This is a genomic window from Enterobacter sp. BIDMC 26, from assembly GCF_000534435.1.
In the GTDB taxonomy this organism is placed as follows: Bacteria; Pseudomonadota; Gammaproteobacteria; order Enterobacterales; family Enterobacteriaceae; genus Enterobacter; species Enterobacter ludwigii.
Map to the genome: position 1 here is coordinate 752,847 of NZ_KI973182.1, position 19,979 is coordinate 772,825.

17 protein-coding genes are annotated in these 19,979 nt (G+C 54.0%); 9 read left to right on the plus strand and 8 right to left on the minus strand.

Going from position 1 to position 19,979, the window contains the following annotated elements:
- The first annotated feature begins 82 nt into the window (after window positions 1-82).
- The 6 genes from rlmKL to rmf all read left to right on the plus strand — a co-directional run bounded on the left by rlmKL (window position 83) and on the right by rmf (window position 8,011).
- Window positions 83-2,191 carry a bifunctional 23S rRNA (guanine(2069)-N(7))-methyltransferase RlmK/23S rRNA (guanine(2445)-N(2))-methyltransferase RlmL gene (rlmKL, locus tag L462_RS19760; RefSeq protein WP_032677814.1) on the plus strand — a complete coding sequence of 703 codons (2,109 nt, stop codon included), beginning with the start codon at window positions 83-85 and terminating at the stop codon, window positions 2,189-2,191.
- Between the two features lie 12 nt (window positions 2,192-2,203).
- The gene (locus L462_RS19755) at window positions 2,204-4,111 is read left to right on the plus strand and encodes an ABC transporter ATP-binding protein (RefSeq protein WP_014169423.1); all 1,908 of its coding nucleotides are present in this window, start codon (window positions 2,204-2,206) and stop codon (window positions 4,109-4,111) included.
- A gap of 13 nt (window positions 4,112-4,124) precedes the next feature.
- Window positions 4,125-5,378 (plus strand): membrane integrity-associated transporter subunit PqiA, encoded by a 1,254-nt coding sequence (gene pqiA, locus L462_RS19750; RefSeq protein WP_020884797.1) that lies wholly within the window; start codon window positions 4,125-4,127, stop codon window positions 5,376-5,378.
- A 4-nt stretch (window positions 5,379-5,382) separates the two neighbouring features.
- Window positions 5,383-7,023 (plus strand): intermembrane transport protein PqiB, encoded by a 1,641-nt coding sequence (gene pqiB / locus L462_RS19745; protein ID WP_020884796.1) that lies wholly within the window; start codon window positions 5,383-5,385, stop codon window positions 7,021-7,023.
- The gene (gene pqiC / locus L462_RS19740; protein ID WP_025204538.1) at window positions 7,020-7,586 is read left to right on the plus strand and encodes a membrane integrity-associated transporter subunit PqiC; all 567 of its coding nucleotides are present in this window, start codon (window positions 7,020-7,022) and stop codon (window positions 7,584-7,586) included. The genes pqiB and pqiC overlap by 4 nt, the downstream gene beginning before the upstream one ends.
- Before the next feature lie 257 nt (window positions 7,587-7,843).
- Window positions 7,844-8,011 carry a ribosome modulation factor gene (rmf, locus tag L462_RS0123305; RefSeq protein ID WP_013097261.1) on the plus strand — a complete coding sequence of 56 codons (168 nt, stop codon included), beginning with the start codon at window positions 7,844-7,846 and terminating at the stop codon, window positions 8,009-8,011.
- Between the two features lie 72 nt (window positions 8,012-8,083).
- On the opposite strand, the gene fabA is transcribed toward rmf, so the two are convergent.
- Window positions 8,084-8,602 carry a bifunctional 3-hydroxydecanoyl-ACP dehydratase/trans-2-decenoyl-ACP isomerase gene (gene fabA / locus L462_RS19735; RefSeq protein ID WP_014169427.1) on the minus strand — a complete coding sequence of 173 codons (519 nt, stop codon included), beginning with the start codon at window positions 8,600-8,602 and terminating at the stop codon, window positions 8,084-8,086.
- A gap of 68 nt (window positions 8,603-8,670) precedes the next feature.
- Window positions 8,671-10,431, minus strand: a complete 1,761-nt coding sequence (locus tag L462_RS19730) for an AAA family ATPase (RefSeq protein WP_032677815.1) — start codon at window positions 10,429-10,431, stop codon at window positions 8,671-8,673.
- A gap of 186 nt (window positions 10,432-10,617) precedes the next feature.
- Here L462_RS19730 and matP point away from each other — a divergent pair, with 186 nt between their 5' ends.
- Entirely contained in the window at window positions 10,618-11,070 is a 453-nt protein-coding gene (matP, locus tag L462_RS19725) for a macrodomain Ter protein MatP (protein WP_014169429.1), read from the plus strand.
- A 69-nt stretch (window positions 11,071-11,139) separates the two neighbouring features.
- Here the strand turns inward: matP and ompA are convergent, their stop codons facing one another.
- Window positions 11,140-12,195, minus strand: a complete 1,056-nt coding sequence (gene ompA / locus L462_RS19720) for a porin OmpA (RefSeq protein ID WP_020884794.1) — start codon at window positions 12,193-12,195, stop codon at window positions 11,140-11,142.
- Between the two features lie 354 nt (window positions 12,196-12,549).
- A complete protein-coding gene (gene sulA / locus L462_RS19715; RefSeq protein WP_032677816.1) occupies window positions 12,550-13,059 on the minus strand; it encodes an SOS-induced cell division inhibitor SulA in 510 nt (169 codons plus the stop codon).
- 217 nt (window positions 13,060-13,276) lie between these two features.
- Between sulA and L462_RS19710 the strand changes: the two genes are divergently transcribed.
- A complete protein-coding gene (locus tag L462_RS19710) occupies window positions 13,277-13,903 on the plus strand; it encodes a TfoX/Sxy family DNA transformation protein (RefSeq protein ID WP_032677817.1) in 627 nt (208 codons plus the stop codon).
- Here the strand turns inward: L462_RS19710 and yccS are convergent.
- Complete coding sequence (gene yccS, locus L462_RS19705; RefSeq protein WP_020884791.1) at window positions 13,860-16,022, minus strand: YccS family putative transporter; 2,163 nt, start codon at window positions 16,020-16,022, stop codon at window positions 13,860-13,862. The two genes, L462_RS19710 and yccS, sit on opposite strands and share 44 nt — an antisense overlap.
- Before the next feature lie 19 nt (window positions 16,023-16,041).
- Window positions 16,042-16,488, minus strand: coding sequence for a YccF domain-containing protein (locus L462_RS19700; protein ID WP_014169434.1), 447 nt, complete (start codon window positions 16,486-16,488; stop codon window positions 16,042-16,044).
- Window positions 16,489-16,611: 123 nt separating this feature from the next.
- On the opposite strand from L462_RS19700, the gene helD reads away from it, so the two are divergent.
- Complete coding sequence (gene helD, locus L462_RS19695) at window positions 16,612-18,666, plus strand: DNA helicase IV (protein WP_032677818.1); 2,055 nt, start codon at window positions 16,612-16,614, stop codon at window positions 18,664-18,666.
- 59 nt (window positions 18,667-18,725) lie between these two features.
- Here helD and mgsA read toward each other — a convergent pair whose 3' ends face one another.
- Together mgsA and L462_RS19685 are read right to left on the minus strand one after the other, a co-directional pair.
- Window positions 18,726-19,184, minus strand: a complete 459-nt coding sequence (gene mgsA, locus L462_RS19690; RefSeq protein ID WP_020884788.1) for a methylglyoxal synthase — start codon at window positions 19,182-19,184, stop codon at window positions 18,726-18,728.
- Window positions 19,185-19,264: 80 nt separating this feature from the next.
- Window positions 19,265-19,927, minus strand: a complete 663-nt coding sequence (locus L462_RS19685) for a curli synthesis inhibitor (RefSeq protein ID WP_032679662.1) — start codon at window positions 19,925-19,927, stop codon at window positions 19,265-19,267.
- Between the last annotated feature and the right edge of the window lie 52 nt (window positions 19,928-19,979).

Genomic DNA, 19,979 nt, shown 5'->3' on the forward strand with positions numbered 1-19,979 from the left:
TGAAAATAAGCCTTCAACTTTATGACATACACGTCATATTAGCTATAATGCGCGACAATTTTCTAAGAGTAAAAGTGACGATATGAATTCTCTGTTTGCCAGTACGGCCCGTGGGCTGGAAGAGCTGTTAAAAACTGAACTGGAAACCCTGGGTGCGCAAGAGTGCCAGGTGGTTCAGGGTGGTGTCCATTTTGAGGGCGACACACGGCTTATTTACCAGAGCCTGATGTGGAGCCGTCTGGCATCACGCATCATGCTGCCGATGAAAGAGTGCAAGGTTTACAGCGACCTTGACCTCTATACCGGCGTACAGATGATCGACTGGACAGAGATCTTCTCCCCGAATGCCACCTTTGCCGTGCACTTTAATGGCGTGAACGATGAGATCCGCAACAGCCAGTATGGTGCCCTGCGCGTTAAAGACGCCATTGTGGACTGCTTCACGCGTAAAAATAAGGAACGCCCAAACGTCGATCGTGAAAATCCCGATCTGCGGATCAACGTCTGGCTCAACGGCGACACCGCCAGTATCTCTCTGGATCTGAGCGGCGCGGGTCTGCACCTGCGTGGTTATCGCGATCGTACCGGTATGGCGCCCATCAAAGAGACTCTCGCCGCCGCCATCGTGATGCGTTCCGGCTGGCAGCCAGGCACACCGCTGCTCGACCCGATGTGTGGCTCCGGTACGCTGCTGATTGAGGCCGCTATGCTGGCCACCGACCGCGCACCGGGCCTGCACCGCGGCCATTGGGGGTTCGGCGGCTGGGCGCAGCACGATGAGGCGCTGTGGAAAGAGGTCAAAGACGAAGCGCAGACCCGTGCACGTAAAGGTCTGGCGGAGTACACCTCCCATTTCTACGGCTCTGACAGCGACTCACGCGTCATTGAGCGTGCGCGCAGCAACGCCCGCCGTGCCGGTATCGGCGAGCTGGTCACCTTCGAAGTGAAAGACGTGGCGAACCTGACCAATCCGCTGCCAAAAGGCCCATACGGTACCGTTATCAGCAACCCGCCTTACGGCGAGCGTCTTGATAGCGAACCGGCGCTGATTGCCCTGCACAGCCTGCTGGGCCGTAATATGAAAAATGACTTTGGCGGCTGGAACCTGTCGCTGTTTAGCGCCTCGCCAGAACTGCTGAGCTGTCTGCAACTGCGTGCCGAACGCCAGTTTAAGGCGAAAAACGGCCCGCTGGACTGCGTGCAGAAAAACTACCATCTGGCCGAGAAAGCGGCGGACAGTAAACCATCGGGTGTGGCGGAAGATTACGCTAACCGCCTGCGTAAGAATCTGAAGAAATTCGAAAAATGGGCGAAACAGGAAGGTATCGAATGTTATCGCCTGTATGATGCCGATCTGCCGGAGTACAACGTGGCGGTTGACCGTTACGCTGACTGGGTTGTGGTGCAGGAATATGCGCCGCCAAAAACGATTGATGCACAAAAAGCGCGTCAGCGTATGCTGGACGTGATTGCGGCAACAATTTCGGTGCTGGGCATTGCGCCTAACAAACTGGTGCTGAAAACCCGTGAGCGTCAGAAAGGGAAAAATCAGTATCAGAAAATGGGTGAGAAGGGTGACTTTATCGAGGTGGGCGAATACAACGCGCGCCTGTGGGTTAACCTGACCGATTATCTGGATACCGGTCTGTTCCTTGACCACCGTATCGCCCGCCGCATGCTGGGCCAGATGAGCAAGGGTAAAGACTTCCTGAACTTGTTCTCCTATACCGGCAGCGCCAGCGTGCATGCTGGCCTTGGCGGCGCGCGCAGTACCACCACGGTGGATATGTCCCGTACTTACCTGGAATGGGCAGAACGTAACCTGCGACTGAACGGTCTCACCGGTCGTCAGCATCGTCTGATGCAGGCTGACGTGCTGGGCTGGCTACGCGAAACGGACGAACAATTTGATCTGATCTTCATCGATCCCCCAACGTTCTCTAACTCCAAGCGTATGGAAGATAGCTTTGACGTTCAACGCGATCACCTGCGCCTGATGACCGACCTGAAACGCCTGCTGCGTAAGGGCGGTACCATTATGTTCTCGAATAACAAACGCGGCTTCCGCATGGATCATGAGGGGCTGGCTGCTCTGGGACTGAAAGCACAAGAAATTAGCCAAAAAACGCTGTCCCAGGACTTTGCCCGTAATCGTCAGATCCATAACTGCTGGTTGATCTCCGCGGTCTGAAAGGAATAATACATGTCTTTAATTAGTATGCACGGCGCGTGGCTCTCTTTCAGCGACTCGCCGCTTCTCGACAATGCAGAACTGCACATCGAGGACAACGAGCGCGTCTGTCTGGTCGGCCGTAACGGCGCGGGTAAATCCACGCTGATGAAAATCCTCAACCGCGAACAGGGCCTGGACGACGGGCGTATTGTTTACGAGCAGGATCTTATCGTCTCTCGCCTGCAGCAGGATCCGCCGCGTCACGTGACCGGCAGCGTTTACGATTTTGTTGCCGAAGGTATCTCTGAGCAGGCTGAATACCTGAAGCGTTATCACGAGATTTCACACCTGGTGATGACCGACCCGAGCGACAAGAATCTTAACGAACTGGCGAAAGTGCAGGAGATGCTCGATCACCACGGCCTGTGGCAGCTCGAAAACCGCATCAATGAAGTGCTGGCACAGCTCGGACTGGAACCGGACATGGAGCTGTCGGCGCTTTCTGGCGGCTGGCTGCGTAAGGCTGCGCTTGGCCGCGCGCTGGTCAGCGGGCCGAAAGTGCTGCTGCTGGATGAACCGACGAACCACCTGGATATCGAAGCGATAGACTGGCTGGAAGGGTTCCTCAAAACCTTCAACGGGACCATTATCTTCATCTCCCACGACCGTTCGTTTATCCGCAATATGGCCACGCGTATTGTCGATCTCGATCGCGGCAAGCTGGTGACCTACCCTGGCGATTACGATACCTATCTGCTGGAGAAAGAAGAAAACCTGCGTGTGGAAGAGTTGCAGAACGCTGAATTCGACCGCAAGCTGGCGCAGGAAGAGGTCTGGATCCGTCAGGGCATCAAAGCTCGTCGTACCCGTAATGAAGGCCGCGTTCGCGCGCTGAAAGCGATGCGTCGTGAACGCAGCGAGCGCCGCGAAGTGATGGGCAGCGCCAGAATGCAGGTTGAAGAGGCCTCCCGTTCCGGCAAAATTGTCTTCGAAATGGAAAACGTCAACTATCAGGTTGATGGCAAAGTGCTGGTGAAAGACTTCTCCGCACAGGTTCAGCGTGGGGATAAAATCGCGCTGATCGGGCCGAATGGCTGCGGTAAAACCACGCTGTTGAAGCTGATGCTGGATCAGCTGAAGCCTGACAGCGGCCGCATTCACTGCGGGACTAAGCTCGAAGTGGCTTACTTCGACCAGCACCGTGCGGAGCTGGATCCGGACAGAACGGTGATGGATAACCTGGCGGAAGGTAAACAAGAGGTGATGGTTAACGGTAAGCCGCGCCATGTGCTGGGCTACCTGCAGGACTTCCTGTTCCATCCGAAACGCGCGCTGACGCCGGTACGCGCGTTGTCAGGCGGTGAGCGAAATCGTCTGCTGCTGGCACGTCTGTTCCTGAAGCCAAGTAACCTGCTGATCCTCGATGAACCAACAAACGACCTGGACGTGGAAACGCTCGAACTGCTGGAAGAGCTGATCGACGGCTATCAGGGAACCGTGATGCTGGTAAGCCACGACCGTCAGTTCGTCGATAACACCGTGACCGAGTGCTGGATCTTCGAAGGTGAAGGGCGAATCGGACAGTATGTGGGCGGCTATCACGATGCGAAAGGACAGCAGTCGCAGTCTCAGGCGCTAAAACAGGCTAAATCCAGAACCAGTTCCGAACCTGCTGTAACAAAAGCAGAAACTGTCAAGAAAACCTCGGTTAAACTAAGCTATAACCTGCAGCGCGAACTGGAAGGACTCCCTCAGCGTCTTGAAGAGCTGGAAGCCGCACTTGAAGATCTGCAGGCGCAGGTCGCTGATGCGTCATTCTTTACCCAATCGCATGACTATACTCAAAAAGTACTGGCAGAACTGTCCGCGGCTGAAAAAGCCCTGGAAGAAGCATTTGAGCGCTGGGAGTACCTTGAGTCTCTGAAGAACGGCGCATAAACAGGGATACAATATGTGTGACCAGCACCATGCCGACAGGCATATATTATGCTCTCAATGCGATATGCTCGTGGCGTTGCCAGAGCTTGGTCACGGACATAAAGCCCTGTGTCCCCGTTGCGGTACGACGTTGACAACCGAGTGGGACGCACCAAGGCAGCGTCCCACTGCTTATGCGCTGGCGGCGTTGTTCATGCTGCTGCTTTCCAATCTCTTCCCCTTCATTTATATGAAGGTGGGAGGGATGACCAGCCAGGTCGATTTGCTTGAAATTCCGGGGGTTATGTTCTCGGAAGACTATGCCAGCCTCGGCACCTTTTTCCTCCTGTTCGTACAGATCGTCCCGGCTTTTTGTCTGGTCGTCATTCTGTTGCTGGTGAACCGCGTCGCGATGCCCCTCGCACTTAAAATCTGGCTCGCGCGTATCCTGTTCCAGTTAAAAAGCTGGGGCATGGCCGAAATCTTTCTGGCAGGTATCCTGGTCAGTTTCGTCAAACTGATGGCGTATGGCGATGTGGGTATCGGCAGCAGCTTTGTACCCTGGTGTCTGTACTGCGTGCTGCAACTGCGCGCCTTCCAGTGTGTGGACAGACGCTGGGCGTGGGACGATATCGCGCCGGCACCGACGCTGGTGCAGACGGTAAAGGTGGGGGTGCCAGGCATCCGTCAGGGGCTTCGTTCTTGCCCATGCTGCACCGCTGTGCTGCCAGCCGATCTGGATGTGTGCCCGCGCTGCGAAACAAAAGGATACGTGCGACGTAAAAATAGCCTGCAGTGGACAATGGCGCTGCTGGTGACTTCCATCATGTTGTACCTGCCGGCCAATATCCTGCCGATTATGATCACCGATTTGCTCGGTGACAAAATGCCCTCGACAATCCTTGCCGGGGTAATACTGCTGTGGGGTGAAGGCTCCTATCCCGTTGCGGGGGTGATCTTTATTGCCAGTATTATGGTACCCACGTTAAAAATGATCGCCATTGCCTGGCTCTGCTGGGATGCGAAAGGCCATGGCAAACGCGACAGCGAACGCATGCACCTGATTTATGAAGTCGTCGAGTTTGTTGGACGCTGGTCAATGATTGATGTGTTTGTTATTGCCGTTCTCTCTGCACTGGTGCGGATGGGCGGATTGATGAGTATTTATCCCGCGATGGGGGCATTAATGTTTGCGCTGGTCGTTATTATGACCATGTTCGCGGCCATGACCTTCGACCCTCGTTTATCGTGGGATCGTGAGCCTGAATCAAGCCATGAGGAACAGTAAGAGCATGGAAAATAAGAGTGGAGAGGCGAAAGTGCAGAAGGTCAAAAACTGGTCGCCGGTGTGGATTTTCCCCATCGTGACCGCGCTGATCGGTGCATGGATCCTGTTTTATCATTACAGCCATCAGGGACCGGAAGTGACGCTCATCACCACCAATGCCGAGGGGATTGAGGGCGGTAAAACGACCATCAAAAGCCGCAGCGTCGATGTGGGCGTGGTTGAAAGCGCAACCCTGACCGACGATTTAACCCATGTGGAAATCAAGGCACGCCTGAACGCGGGCATGGAAAAACTGCTGCACGGTGATTCAGCTTTCTGGGTGGTCAAGCCGCAGGTAGGACGTGAAGGGATCAGCGGCTTAGGTACGCTGCTCTCCGGTGCCTACATTGAACTGCAGCCGGGTAAAAAAGGAAGCCAGCCGGCGCAATACCAGCTGCTTGACTCGCCACCGCTTGCGCCGCCAGATGCGAAAGGCATCCGCGTGATCCTGGACAGTAAAAAAGCGGGCCAGTTAACGGCGGGCGATCCCGTGCTGTTCCGCGGTTATCGCGTGGGATCGGTTGAAACAAGTACCTTTGATCCGCAAAAGCGCACCATCAGCTATCAGCTGTTCATCAACGCGCCAAACGATCGGCTGGTCACCAGCAACGTCCGTTTCTGGAAGGACAGCGGGATCGCGGTTGATCTGACGTCAGCGGGAATGCGCGTGGAGATGGGCTCCCTGACCACGCTGTTTGGTGGCGGTGTAAGCTTTGATGTGCCGGAAGGGCAAGATTTGGGACAGCCGGTTGCAGAGAAAACGGCGTTCAGGCTTTTTGACGATCAACGCAGCATTCAGGACGCACTCTATACCGATCACATCGACTTCCTGATGTTCTTTAAAGATTCCGTCCGTGGCCTTCAGCCGGGCGCCCCTGTTGAATTCCGCGGCATTCGCCTGGGTACGGTGGGGCAAGTTCCGTTCTTTGTACCGGGTCTGCAGCAGGTACTGGATGACGATTACCGCATTCCGGTACTGATTCGCATTGAGCCGGAACGTCTGCTCAACCAGATTGGCGAGAATCAGGATATTGGTACGCATATTACCGAACTGATGAACCGGGGTCTGCGTGGGTCGCTGAAGACGGGCAACCTGGTGACCGGTGCGCTGTATGTGGATATGGACTTCTATCCAAAAGCCCCGCCGATTACCGGTATCCGGGAGTTCGGTGGTTATAAGATCATCCCGACGGTGAGCAGCGGCCTGGCACAGATCCAGCAGCGTCTGATGGAGACACTGGATAAGATTAACAATCTGCCACTGAATCCGATGATTGAAGCCGCGACCAGTTCGCTCAGCGAAAGTCAGGCAACGATGCGTCGCCTGCAAACCACGCTGGATAATATCAACAAGATCACCGCAAGCCAGAGTATGCAGCAGCTGCCGCAGGATATGCAGAAAACGCTGCGTGAGCTTAACCGCAGTATGCAGGGCTTCCAGCCTGGCTCGGCGGCGTACAACAAGATGGTGGCAGATATGCAACGTCTTGATCAGGTCTTGCGTGAACTGCAGCCGGTTCTGAAAACGCTCAATGAGAAGAGCAACGCGCTGGTGTTCGAAGCGAAAGATAAAAAGGATCCTGAGCCTAAGAGGGCAAAAGAATGAATAAATGGCTATTAATGGTTGGCGCTCTGCTGTTAACGGCGTGCAGTTCAGGCGTGGAGAACAAGAGCTACTATCAGTTGCCTCTTGCAGCGCAAAACGGGGTACAAAGTACCGCCAGTCAGGGAAACCGTCTGCTGTGGGTTGAGCAGGTTGCCGTGCCGGATTATCTGGCAGGCAACGGCGTGGTCTACCAGACCAGCGACGTAAAATACGTGATTGCGACAAACAACCTGTGGGCCAGCCCGCTGGATCAGCAGCTGCGCAACACGCTGGTGGCCAATTTGGGCAGCCAGCTTCCGGGTTGGGTTGTCGCGTCGCAGCCGCTGGGTAACGACCAGGATACGCTGAACGTCACGGTTACGGGTTTCCATGGCCGTTATGACGGTGCGGTGGTGATTAGCGGAGAGTGGTTGCTGAACCATCAGGGCCAGATGATTAAGCGTCCTTTCCATCTTGAGCTGAAACAGCAGAAAGATGGCTACGATGAAATGGTGAAAGTGCTGGCCCAGGGGTGGGCGCAAGAGTCGGCCAGCATCGCCAGGGAGATTTCCCGGCTGCCATAAGTAAAATTCATCGGTAAAAACCGCAGTCGGCCTGTTGCTGATTGCGGTTTTTTTTTCAGTTTCACTTCAGACCGTTACTTGTGCCGGGTCACAATTTTTGTACAAATGATCTTCCAGGTAGCTCACAAATATGACACCCGTATGAATTTTGAACATTGACGCTGCGACTAATTCGGGGTATTCGTTATCTGTGCCTGCGCAAGTTTGTGCAGACACTGTTTTCTTTCCACCAGACAAAAGAATGAGGGAAACGAGGCATGAAGAGACAGAAACGAGATCGCCTGGAACGGGCTCATCAACGTGGTTATCAGGCCGGCATCGCTGGACGATCTAAAGAAATGTGTCCTTATCAGACGATAAATCAAAGGTCACAATGGCTTGGAGGCTGGCGAGAAGCCATCGGCGACAGGGCACTCATAGCCTGATAACGTCTCTTTCAAAAAAAGAAACCTCCGCACTGCGGAGGTTTCGCCTTTATGGGGTCGCTCAACGCGAAATCAGAACGCGGAAGTGTCCTGGAACAGACCCACTTTCAGGTCGTTTGCGGTATAAATCTGACGACCGTCTACCAGCACTTCGCCATCTGCCAGGCCCATAATCAGGCGGCGGTTAACGATGCGTTTGAAGTGAATACGATAGGTCACTTTCTTCGCAGTAGGCAGAACCTGTCCGGTGAATTTCACTTCGCCCACACCCAGCGCACGGCCTTTACCTTCACCACCCAGCCAGCCCAGATAGAAGCCAACCAGCTGCCACATTGCATCCAGACCCAGACACCCAGGCATTACCGGATCGCCAATAAAGTGGCAACCGAAGAACCACAGGTCCGGATTGATATCGAGTTCTGCTTCTACGTAACCCTTATCGAAGTTGCCGCCGGTTTCGGTCATTTTCACGACACGGTCCATCATCAGCATGTTCGGGGCCGGTAACTGTGGGCCGTTAGCACCAAACAGTTCACCGCGACCAGAGGCAAGAAGGTCTTCTTTTGTATAGGATTCGCGTTTATCTACCATGTTCTCAGTAAGCCTTATTTTAGTGAAGGACGCAGGATAGCTAACACGTGTACGCTGAACAAGTCCGATCAGTTTGAACTAAACCAGCCTAACCAGCGTAACGGCCAGGGATAACGATGACGAGCATCCTGCTGCGTCGCCTGAGCAATGCGCTCCTGGATAGTCTGCATCAGGGTTGTTTGCCCTTCGCCGTCCCATACCAGGTTTGTCAGTAAGGGTAGTGCATCATCAATGCCTTCGATGGCCCAGATGGTGAATTGTTCCTGGTCCACGGCATCCAGAATGTCCTGGCTGAGGCTCAAATGGCGCGCGTTAGGGGCAGGAATAATCACCCCCTGTTTGCCGTTTAACCCACGCTGCTGACAAATCGAGAAGAAGCCTTCAATCTTTTCGTTCAGACCACCCACTGGCTGCGCACGACCAAACTGATCGACCGAGCCGGTGATCGCGATGTTCTGATTAACTGGCACTTCTGCCAGAGCGCTGATTAAGGCGCACAGTTCCGCCATAGAGGCGCTATCACCATCGACTTCACTGTATGATTGCTCAAACGTCAGCGAGGCGGAGAAGGGGATTTGCTGCTCAAGCTGCAGCTCTGACATCAGGAACGCCTGCATGATCATCATGCCTTTAGCGTGAATGTTGCCGCCCAACTCGGCTTTGCGTTCGATATCAGTGAACTCACCGTCACCGACATGCACAACGCAACTGATGCGGGAAGGTTCCCCGAAAGCGCGCGGGTGGCCGGGGAATTCAATCACCGACAGGGCATTGATCTGCCCGATACGTTCGCCTTCGGTCTCAACCAGAATTTGTTCCAGCAGAATTTCATCCTGCATACGGTCAGCAAGATAGCCTTCACGCCACTCACGCTGCGCCAGCATCTGGGTAAGCTGCTCACCGGTGAATGCGCCGTTACCGCTGACGACACCCACTTCACGTAACTGCTTGCCGATCCAGAGCGGGCAGAGCGGCAGCGTCTCCTGGTCACCGGTGTAGCGAACCGCTTCGCGGATCAAACCAGGCCAGGCGTCGGCGGCCGGCGTTGGCAGTGCGAAACGTTCCGCAACGCTCAACACCCACTGGCACCACTGTGCCATATCATCGGCATCGGTAATCTGGATGTTATCTTCGTATTCGCTGTAGACCGCCTGCTCAGCCAGTTCGGGCTCCATCTCCTGGAAGTCAGCCAGCGATTCACGATCACCCGTCAGCACCACGGTCAGCGACAGCGGCATTGAAGGAACTGAGACAGGCAGGGGACGAGACTCGTCGTAGCCAACCCAGTCAAAACGCTGCTGGCTAACCACCGTTTTCAGGCGCATCCACAGCAGAGGTTGTGAGAGGAGGGTGCGCAACGAGATGATCAGTACGCCGCCATTGGCGCGGTGCACCAGCCCTGGTTGCAGCGAGAGCTCACCGTTAAACTGGCGCAGACAACCAAAGAGTTGTTCAGCCTCGACCCAGTTAGCGGTAATCACCTCACCCCTGGCAGCAAAGCGGTCGTCGGGCTGCTCTGCCGGTTCGAATGTGACATCATGTCCCGCGATACGATATTGGCCGCCAAAGACGGCGTTCGCTTGCGGTCGCAACTGGCGCATGGCATCACCCAGAAGCGTCAGATATTCCGCTTCTTCCGGGGCCTTGAGCATCATGAAGGGTGATGTTGCCCAGGGGCTTAACACCTGCTCCAGCGCATAATGCAAACGGGGTTGCGTATCGCTAAGGATGAATTCGTGTTCTTTTGCGAGATCGGGTCGTGCAAACAGTTCCTGATAGCTCTCGGTATCCGGAACGAGGTCACGCCATGCAAGTTTCGTAATGGTCAAAGTTGATGTTTTTTAGTTAGATGTAAAAGCGTGGAGTATACCGTAAGCGGGGGGCTCTACCCAAGCAGGATTGGGCATTTCGGCAGGGCGATTGGCTGCATTCACTCACAGGATATGATTTCTTTTCAGCAGATTGCCAAAAAACTGATATTCTGAACAGAGTTACGTGGTAACACTGAGATCGCAATGAAATATCAACAACTGGAAAATCTCGAAAGCGGCTGGAAATGGAAGTACCTGGTCAAAAAGCACCGTGAAGGGGAGCTGATCACCTGCTACATCGAAGCCAGCGCAGCGCAAGAAGCCGTGGATATTTTGCTGACCCTCGAAAATGAACCGGTACAAGTTAACGGCTGGATTGAGAAACACATTAATCCTGCGTTGTTAAACCGGATGAAGCAAACTATTCGTGCGCGTCGCAAACGGCATTTTAATGCGGAGCATCAGCACACTCGCAAAAAATCCATCGACCTGGAGTTTATGGTCTGGCAACGTCTGGCAGGGCTTGCGCAACGGCGTGGGAAAACGCTGTCAGAAACGATAGTGCAGTTGATTGAAGATGCCGAGCATAAAGAGAAGTACGCCAACCAGATGTCGACGCTGAAGAATGATCTTCAGGCTCTCTTGGGTAAGAAATAGATTTTTGTTTTCTTCAGATTCAGATAATAAAAAACCCCGCAATGCGGGGTTTTTTTATAAGACGATAACTTATGCCGCTGGCTGAGTTACAACGTCTTTGATGCCTTTAACTTCGATCTCTACGCGACGATCTGGAGCCAGGCAGTCGATCAGTGCAGCGCGAGCTTTAACGTTGTCACAGGTGTTGCCAGTAACTGGGTTAGCTTCGCCCATACCACGTGGGGAGATCTTGTTAGCTGGGATACCTTTAGAGATCAGGTAATCAACAACAGACTGAGCACGTTTCTCAGACAGTTTCTGGTTGTAAGCGTCAGAACCGATACGGTCGGTGAAGCCCAGAACCACTACAGAACCGTCTTTAGGATCCAGGTTGCTCAGCTGGGTGTACAGCTGATCCAGTGCCTGCTGACCTTCTGGTTTCAGGGTAGCTTTGTTGAAGTTGAACAGAACGTCAGACTTCAGAGTGAAGTGCTTGGTCTGTACTTCTGGAGCTGGAGCCGGCGCTGGAGCAACGATTGGCGCTGCATCTTCCTGCTGGCCGAAACGGTAGGAAACACCTACGCTCAGCATGCCGTTGTCCGGACGAACACCAACGGTGTTGCCGTCGCCGATGTTGTTAACCCACTGGTATTCCAGGCGGGTAGCGATATCACGGGTCATAGCCCACTCAACGCCACCAGCGAATACTGGGGAAACACCGGTGTCATGGTCGTCGCCAGCGATGCTGTTGCTGGAGTCAGCGCGCCATACCATGCCGCCCAGACGAGTGTACACGTCCAGATCGTCAGTTACTGGGTAACCCAGTTTAGCGGTCAGCTGTACGCCCTGAGCTTTAAAAGCGCCGTTTACGTTGTCGCCTTTGTATGGCATACGACCTAACCAGTCGTAACCCATTTCAAAACCAACATACGGGTTAACCTGATAGCCACCGAACGCACCTGCACCAAGCTGGCTCTCGTGAGTAGGGCCATCGTTGTTCAGGCTGCTGTTGTACCAGCCGGTGTCATGGAACTGAGACCAGCCCAGTTTACCACCTGCATACCAGGTATTATCTTTCGGAGCGGCCTGCGCTACGGTAGCGAAGCCAGCCAGTGCCACTGCAATCGCGATAGCTGTCTTTTTCATTTTTTGCGCCTCGTTATCATCCAAAATTCGCCATGAAGGTCTCAATAGAGATTCACGGTTAAATCCTTCACCGGGGGGCGTGGTCAAATATAAATCTACCGATATCTTCGGCTTAGGCCGAGCACCCCTGGCGATGTAAAGTCTACAACGTAGCTGAAAACTTACAAGTGTGAAGTCCGTCAGGCATATGAAAAAAAAAGTTCCGTATACCGATTATTTAACATTTTTCGAACGAGTTTTGTGCAATAAAATTAAGGAGAACCGCACCAGACAAGCCTTGCCGCAGTTTTGGCGCCTGGAACTAAAATCGCATCTTGTGGTCAAAAAAAATTCCAGGAATAATCTTAATTTTCCTCAATGATACAAATTTGAGTGAATTTTTAGGCCAGAAAGTTGTCCTCTGCGATAAGAATCTGGTCGAACCGGGCGCATGATCAACCCGATCGCACTACCTTCTTCAGCCGCTTCAGTCAGTCGAAAATGTTCCTCATCGGTCAATTCGTCGGATAACCATCCAATCACCACGCTGTAATTCCCCGTACGTAACGCCCGGATCATCGATTCTACGGTATCGCAGGGAGAGAGTTGGTTAATTTGCATGACCTTTGTCAGCGGGAGACCCGCGGACTGCACCCATTCACGGCTCAGTTTTTGTTGAGGCGTCAGCCAAAGCTGCCAGCGCGACTGCTGACCAAGCTGTTGTAATAACGGCAACAGCAGAAGTTGAGTGAGCAGGGGCTGGTCTTCACGATAAACCACTTCACTGATAAGCCCTGTCGAAACACGCCCGGTGGAATTCTGCGTGACATTGCCAGCGGAAGAAGAGAGAGAGGTTGAGCGATTTGCATAGCCTGAAGTGTACATATTCATTCCAGCCCTGTAGTTACTGTATGGATATACAGTAACCCCTGTATGCATAAAGATCAACCTCATTTTCGGAAAGCGACTCGCAAAATTCATTCATTATTGATGCGCCTGGAAAAATCATCTTGCTCAACGACGATAAGTTGCCTATTTTCCTGCTAACGGATCCGCTAGTAAGAAATTTCGTTGTTACTTTATGATTTTGAAGGGAAATATCATGAAAAAGATATCTTATGAACGGATTTATAAATCCCAGGAATACCTTTCACCCTTAGGTGAAATCCACCATCGTGCGCTGTTCGGGGGGTATACCCTGGCCGTAGATGATGCCGTCTTCGCTATGGTCTCCGATGGGGAACTGTATCTCCGGGCCTGTGAGGAAAGTGCAAAATACTGTGTAAAAAATGCCTCGTCATTTTTAACCCTGATGAAACGGGGTCGTCCGGTGCTGCTCAATTATTATCGTGTCGATGACGGACTGTGGCAGGACAGAGAACGGCTGCTTCAGCTCTCCTCGTTCGCGCTCAATGCGGCACGAAAAGAGCGTTCGCAGCGTGATCGGCGAAACCGCCTCAAGGACTTGCCCAATCTCACCTTTCAGCTTGAAGTGCTGCTCTTTGAAGCCGGAATCACTAATGAAGAGACGCTGCGGGAGCTGGGGGCCCGTGCGAGCTGGCTGAAGATGCGGGCGAAGAATAAAGCGCTCAGCATTAAAGTGCTCTTCGCACTGGAAGGGGCCATCGCCGGACTTCATGAAGCGGCACTCCCGGCGGGAATTCGCCGGGAGTTAACGGAGTGGTTTAATGCGCTGCCTGAGCCACAGGAGAATCACTCCTCCAGGTAGCGATCTGCAGTTGCAGTCGGCAAATTTCTGGCAGCAGAGCGATAAGGAGGCCAATCTGCTGAAGAACCAGCGGTGCTTTGCTGTCGCTTCCCGGGTCAATATGCGTAATACGCTGAGCCAGTTCATCCAGCGCGTGTTGGACGCGAGGCTCATCGGCTGGTCGGTGATGAAGCGCGTCATCGACATAGCATACGGCATCATCCAGCAGGGCGAGGATGGCCGGGTGAGTCAATTTCTCACGGTGGGCACCCAGCGTCGAAATATAGCTGGTGAAGGTATGGTTCAGACAGAGCAGGCGGAAAGCCGTTTCCCGAATTTCTGCCGTGGCGCGAGGCTCCGTGGACATGTTAGAGACCACCGAAGCCAGTTCAGCATCACAGTTATGCGCATCGCGGCGTGCGATACGATAAGCCAGACGGTTATCGCGACCCTGATGATACTGCTCAAGGATGGCATCAAGGTATCGACAGTTCGCGTTCATCGCCCTGTCTACCACACGCGGTAAATTACGGAATCGCCAGTCCGGCCAGATAAAACTGACCGCCGCCCAGGCGATAGCGCAGCCAATCAGCGTATCTATCACGCGGGGCAGGGCCACTTCAAATCCTTCACCCAGCAGGTTAAAGCAGAGTAGCACCAGCAGCGTGATGAACATTGTGGCATGCGCATACTGCACATTACGAAAGGCGAAGAACAATACACCGGTGATCACGATCAGGATCAGCTGGCCTTCGACAGAGGGCACGAAATAGAGCACCGGCAGCCCAATAGCGACGCCCACCAGCGTACCAATAATACGTAGCGCAAGGCGGTGGCGGGTGGCGTTATAGTTTGGCTGGCAAACAAACAGGCTGGTCAGCAGGATCCAGTAACCGTGATGTAAGCCGGTTATCTGAATGATGGCATAACCCACGCACAGCACCAGTGACATCCTCACCGCATGGCGAAACAGTGCCGATTCCGGCGTAAAGTTGCGGCTCAGTCGCAGCCACATATCGCTGAAGCTATGCACGCTGTCATCAGCAAGCTGATTCTCCACATCTTTATCGGGGAGCGCCATCGCCTGCTCGGATTCAATGGTAGCCAGCTGAGCATCTATCGCCCGCAGGTTATTCAGCAAAAATCCCAGTGCTTTAATATGTTCCGGCGATGTTCCACTGGCCTGAACGCGATCGAGCGCCGCATCAAGATGGCTAAATACGCGTTCGAAGCGCGGGTCATGTTGATAGGGCGTACGCAGCAAAATGGAGCGTGCCAGCTGCTGGCACGCCTGAGACTGCATCGACAGCAGGCGCTGGAAGCGGAACATCACGTCGCTGTAGCGGAACTTCTCGCGCAGGGCAGCATACTGAACGTGCGAGGAGCTGGCACGCTCATGAATATCCTGCGCCGCGAAATAGTAGTGCAAGGTTCTTCGCGTTCCGCGCTGACCGCGATCGCCCCGCAGACGGGTAAGCAGTGAGGCTTTCGTCTGGTTAAGCGTGGCGACCAGTTGACCGTTGGCCAGAGCCAAATCGTAAAGCGGAGACTGGCTCTCCTCCTCGATATCCGGATCGAAGAGCCGGGATTTTAGCTCAAGATAGTGGGCCAGTTGCTCAAAGCTGCGGGCAAGATTGTCCTGAAGAGGGCGAACCGGAAAAATAAGATGCCCGGTTAACGTCAGCAGGTTATACCAGATGGCCCCCAGCAACAGCAGTATGGGCTGCTGGTACCATTGATCATAAAGGGAAACACCCAGCATGGTGTAAATGGCGATCAGCAGGGCACCAAAGGCGATAGTGGCATAGCGCTGCCCAAGCCCGCCAAGCAAAATAAACCCGCTGGTAGAGAGCGTAAGGCCAATGGCAAACAGCCAGGGCCAGGGGAAGAGCAGCTCCACGGAGGCTGACGCGATAAAAAAACAGACCAGCGTAATCACAAGATTACGCAGGCGCCCGGCAAGGCGATCGTCCAGATCCGCCAGCGCCCCCGCAACCACTCCCAGCGTGAGCGGGATGGTGAGTTTTACGTCATTCAGCCACCACGGCAGGGCAACCGTGCCGCAAAGTGCGATAAATATTCTGACGTTATAAAGCCAGATGCTGTTCCAGGTATAACGGCGAAGCAGTGGGCTTAGCATAAGCACGGCCAGTCCTTATTTACTGAAAACGACGACGCGCGTTTGCTTCACGTGCCGCCTGTGCCACTTCTACCGGAACGACCCTGCGCCCGACTGGCCAAAGCGCGATGGCGGCAATCTTAAAGTTCGCGATCCCCACCGGAATACCAATAATGGATATGCACTGGGCAATACCGGCAAAGATATGCATCACACACAGCCACCAGCCGAAGAAAACCAGCCACAGAATATTGAGGACCGTGCCTCCCGTGTTCAGCAGTGCGTTTTTGCTCTCCGGGTTCAGTTCGTCAATGTGGACGGCTTCATTCCCGTACGGGATGAAAGAGAGTTTGGTGATTTCCCAGCAGGAACGGGTCAGGGGGAGCGTAAAAATAAGGACGATGCTCACCAGCGTGGCAAAAAGCCAGGCAAGAGTGGTGGCAAAACCGCCTAACACAAAATTCAAAACATTCAGAACAGTACGCATAAACCCTCAGTTCCTTTCGATATGATTAACGCCCAGTGATTGTAACGTTTTTTTAGGCTGGAGCACCTTAAAACTGGCAGTTAAACTGTCAGGTAAATTATCTCTTCGTGGATTCGGCTGGACATGGAACTGAAAGCAACATCATTAGGCAAACGCCTGGCGCAACACCCCTACGACAGGGTTGTCCTCCTTAATGCCGGAGTGAAAGTCTCCGGAGAACGCCACGAATACCTCATTCCGTTTAATCAACTGCTGGCTATCCACTGTAAACGCGGGTTGGTCTGGGGCGAACTGGAGTTTGTCCTGCCTGACGATAAAGTCGTGCGCCTTCACGGTACCGAGTGGGCTGAGACCCAGCGCTTCCATCATCACCTGAATATGCTCTGGCAGCAGTGGAGCCAGGATATGAGCGTGATTGCCGCTCAGGTACTGCAGCAGGTACTGAACGATATTGCACAAAGTAACGAGCAACAAATGTGGCTCACCCGCCAGCAGACGGCCGGGTTGCAGCAAAAGATTAGGCAGGCGCTGGCGGCACTGCCGTTATCCGTGACGCGTCTTGACGAGTTCGACAATTGCCGTGACGCCTGGCGTCAGTGTCAGGCCTGGCTTGGCGATACAGACAAGAGCCGGCTGGCGCACAACCAGGCGTGGACAGATGCCATGCTGACCCGTTATGCCGACTTTTTCAGCACGGTTGAATCTTCACCGCTTAACCCTGCACAGGCGCGCGCCGTGGTTAACGGCGAGCACTCCCTGCTGGTGCTGGCGGGTGCCGGAAGCGGCAAAACGTCGGTGCTGGTGGCCCGTGCGGGTTGGCTACTGACAACGGGTGAGGCTGTTGCCGACCAGATACTGTTGCTGGCGTTTGGCCGTAAGGCGGCCGAGGAGATGGACGAACGCATACAGGAACGCCTGCATACCCGGGATATTACCGCCAGAACCTTCCATGCCCTGGCGCTGCATATCATTCAGCAGGGCAGTAAAAAAGTGCCTGCCATCAGCAAGCTGGAAAACGACACGCAGGCGCGTCAGGCGTTGTTCATTAAAACGTGGCGTCAGCAGTGCAGTGAGAAAAAGGCGCAGGCTAAAGGGTGGCGTCAGTGGCTGGAAGAAGAACTCAACTGGGACGTACCGGAAGGCAATTTCTGGCAGGATGAAAAACTGGCTCGTCGCCTGGGCTCTCGCCTCGACCGCTGGGTTAGCCTGATGCGGATGCACGGCGGATCGCAGGCCGAGATGATTGAAAGCGCGCCGGAGACGATCCGCGCCCTGTTTTCGAAGCGGGTTAAGCTGATGGCTCCGATACTGAAAGCCTGGAAAACCGCGCTGAAAGAGGAAAATGCCGTCGATTTCTCCGGTTTGATCCATCAGGCCATTATCATTCTTGAGAAAGGCCGTTTTGTCAGCCCGTGGAAGCATATCCTGGTGGATGAATTCCAGGATATCTCGCCGCAACGTGCCGCGCTGCTCTCGGCGTTAAGGGCGCAAAATAAACATACCTCGCTGTTTGCGGTGGGCGATGACTGGCAGGCTATCTATCGCTTCAGCGGGGCACAGCTCTCCCTGACGACTGCATTCCATCACTATTTTGGCGAAGGCGATCGCAGCGATCTGGATACCACCTACCGCTTCAATTCCCGGATTGGTGAAGTTGCCAACCGCTTTATCCAGCAGAACCCGCATCAGCTGGTAAAACCGCTAAATAGCCTCCGGGCCGGGGACAAAAAAGCCGTTACCCTGCTGGTGGACGATCAGCTGGAGCCGCTGCTGGACAAACTGAGCGGCTATGCGAAGCCGGATGAACGTATTCTGGTGCTGGCACGCTATCACCATCTTAAGCCTGCGGCGCTGGAAAAAGCCGCGACCCGCTGGCCGAAGCTGCAGCTCGATTTTATGACCATCCACGCCAGCAAAGGACAGCAGGCCGACTATGTGATAGTGATGGGGCTCAAAGAGGGGAGCGATGGTTTCCCTGCTCCGGCACGAGAGTCGGTAATGGAACAGGCGTTACTGCCGGTCCCGGAAGATTTTCCGGACGCCGAAGAGCGGCGTTTGCTGTACGTGGCGATGACCCGCGCGCGTCATCGCGTGTGGCTGCTGTTCAACAAAGAGGAGCCGTCGGTGTTTGTCGATATTCTGAAGAGTATTGATGTGCCAGTGGCGAGGAAGCCTTAACGGGATAGCGGAGCGGTAATATTGCAGGCCCGGTAAGCGTGTCGCCACCGGGCAAAAAACTACTTCAGTCTTTCGGAAAGATAGCGCTGATAATCCGGGATCAGGATCTCAACCGGTGAGTTGAAGTGCGGGGATTCAATGATGAAATCTGCCGTCGACAGGTTTGTCGCCACCGGAATATTCCATACCGTTGCCAGACGCAGCAGGGCTTTGACATCCGGGTCGTGCGGAACCGCATTCAGCGGATCCCAGAAGAAAATCAGTACATCAATTTTCCCTTCAGAAATCTGAGCGCCGACCTGCTGGTCGCCGCCCATCGGGCCGCTCAGCATGGCATTGACCTCCAGACCCGTTTCGCGGTGGATCAGGTTACCGGTTGTCCCGGTCGCTGAGAGAGCATGCTTTTCCAGCAATGGCTGATGGCGGCGAACCCAGTTAAGCAGCATTTGTTTACAGTGATCGTGCGCAACCAGAGCAATGTGTTTGCGTTCCGGTAGCGTGCGTGTTGTCAGTTCCATAATCTTATCCATCAGGTTAACTGACTACACGATGACGGGAACCGCCTGACGCTGCAAGAGAAAGGCGAAAAAAATGTGGCTTATGATGAAGGTTGTTGCTTCACCCACTGTAAAAAACGCGCCCGGGTCTCAGGATCGGCCTGCTGGAACCAGAATTTAAGACGCTGTTCCGTCAGCGTCTGGGACTGTGGCGGAATAACATCCAGCTCTGAGACACCGGACAGCAGCGTACTGTCGTCGGCCATCCTGGTGGCAAACTGTGGAAGGGAAGCGCGTTTGCCCGCCTTGTTATAGATTTCGGTCGCGGCCTCGTAATCGGTGCCTTTCGGGGACGAGGTTAACGCCAGAATATCGAGTTTTACCGGAATCGGCATTGAATCCCCGTCCAGCAGTTCAAGGCGCGGAGAGGCGTCAAAGGCCGCCGACTCTTTTTCGGTTTCAAGACGCGGGAGGGTAATGTTCACCTGACTGACCCGCTGGGTATTAAAGCTGACAATCAGCGGCGCAGAGATATACATGCGTTGTTCATGATTAGCGAGGCCGATGGTTTTTTCTACCCGCAATACCAGCTGGTGTGGCCCATTATCAAGTTCGATGCTGTCCGCACCGCGCAACAAGGAACTGGACACTTTTTTTCCGTCCAGCACCAGCAGATCAATATCCGTTGTAAGCCGTAGCGTGGTCGCAAAGACGCAAACTGGCATCACTAACGCAATCACAGCAGTGGCAATGCCGGTTTTCATAGAGGGCTCCTGTTGAAATGACTCGGCCGCGGTAATGTATCCAAATATTTCG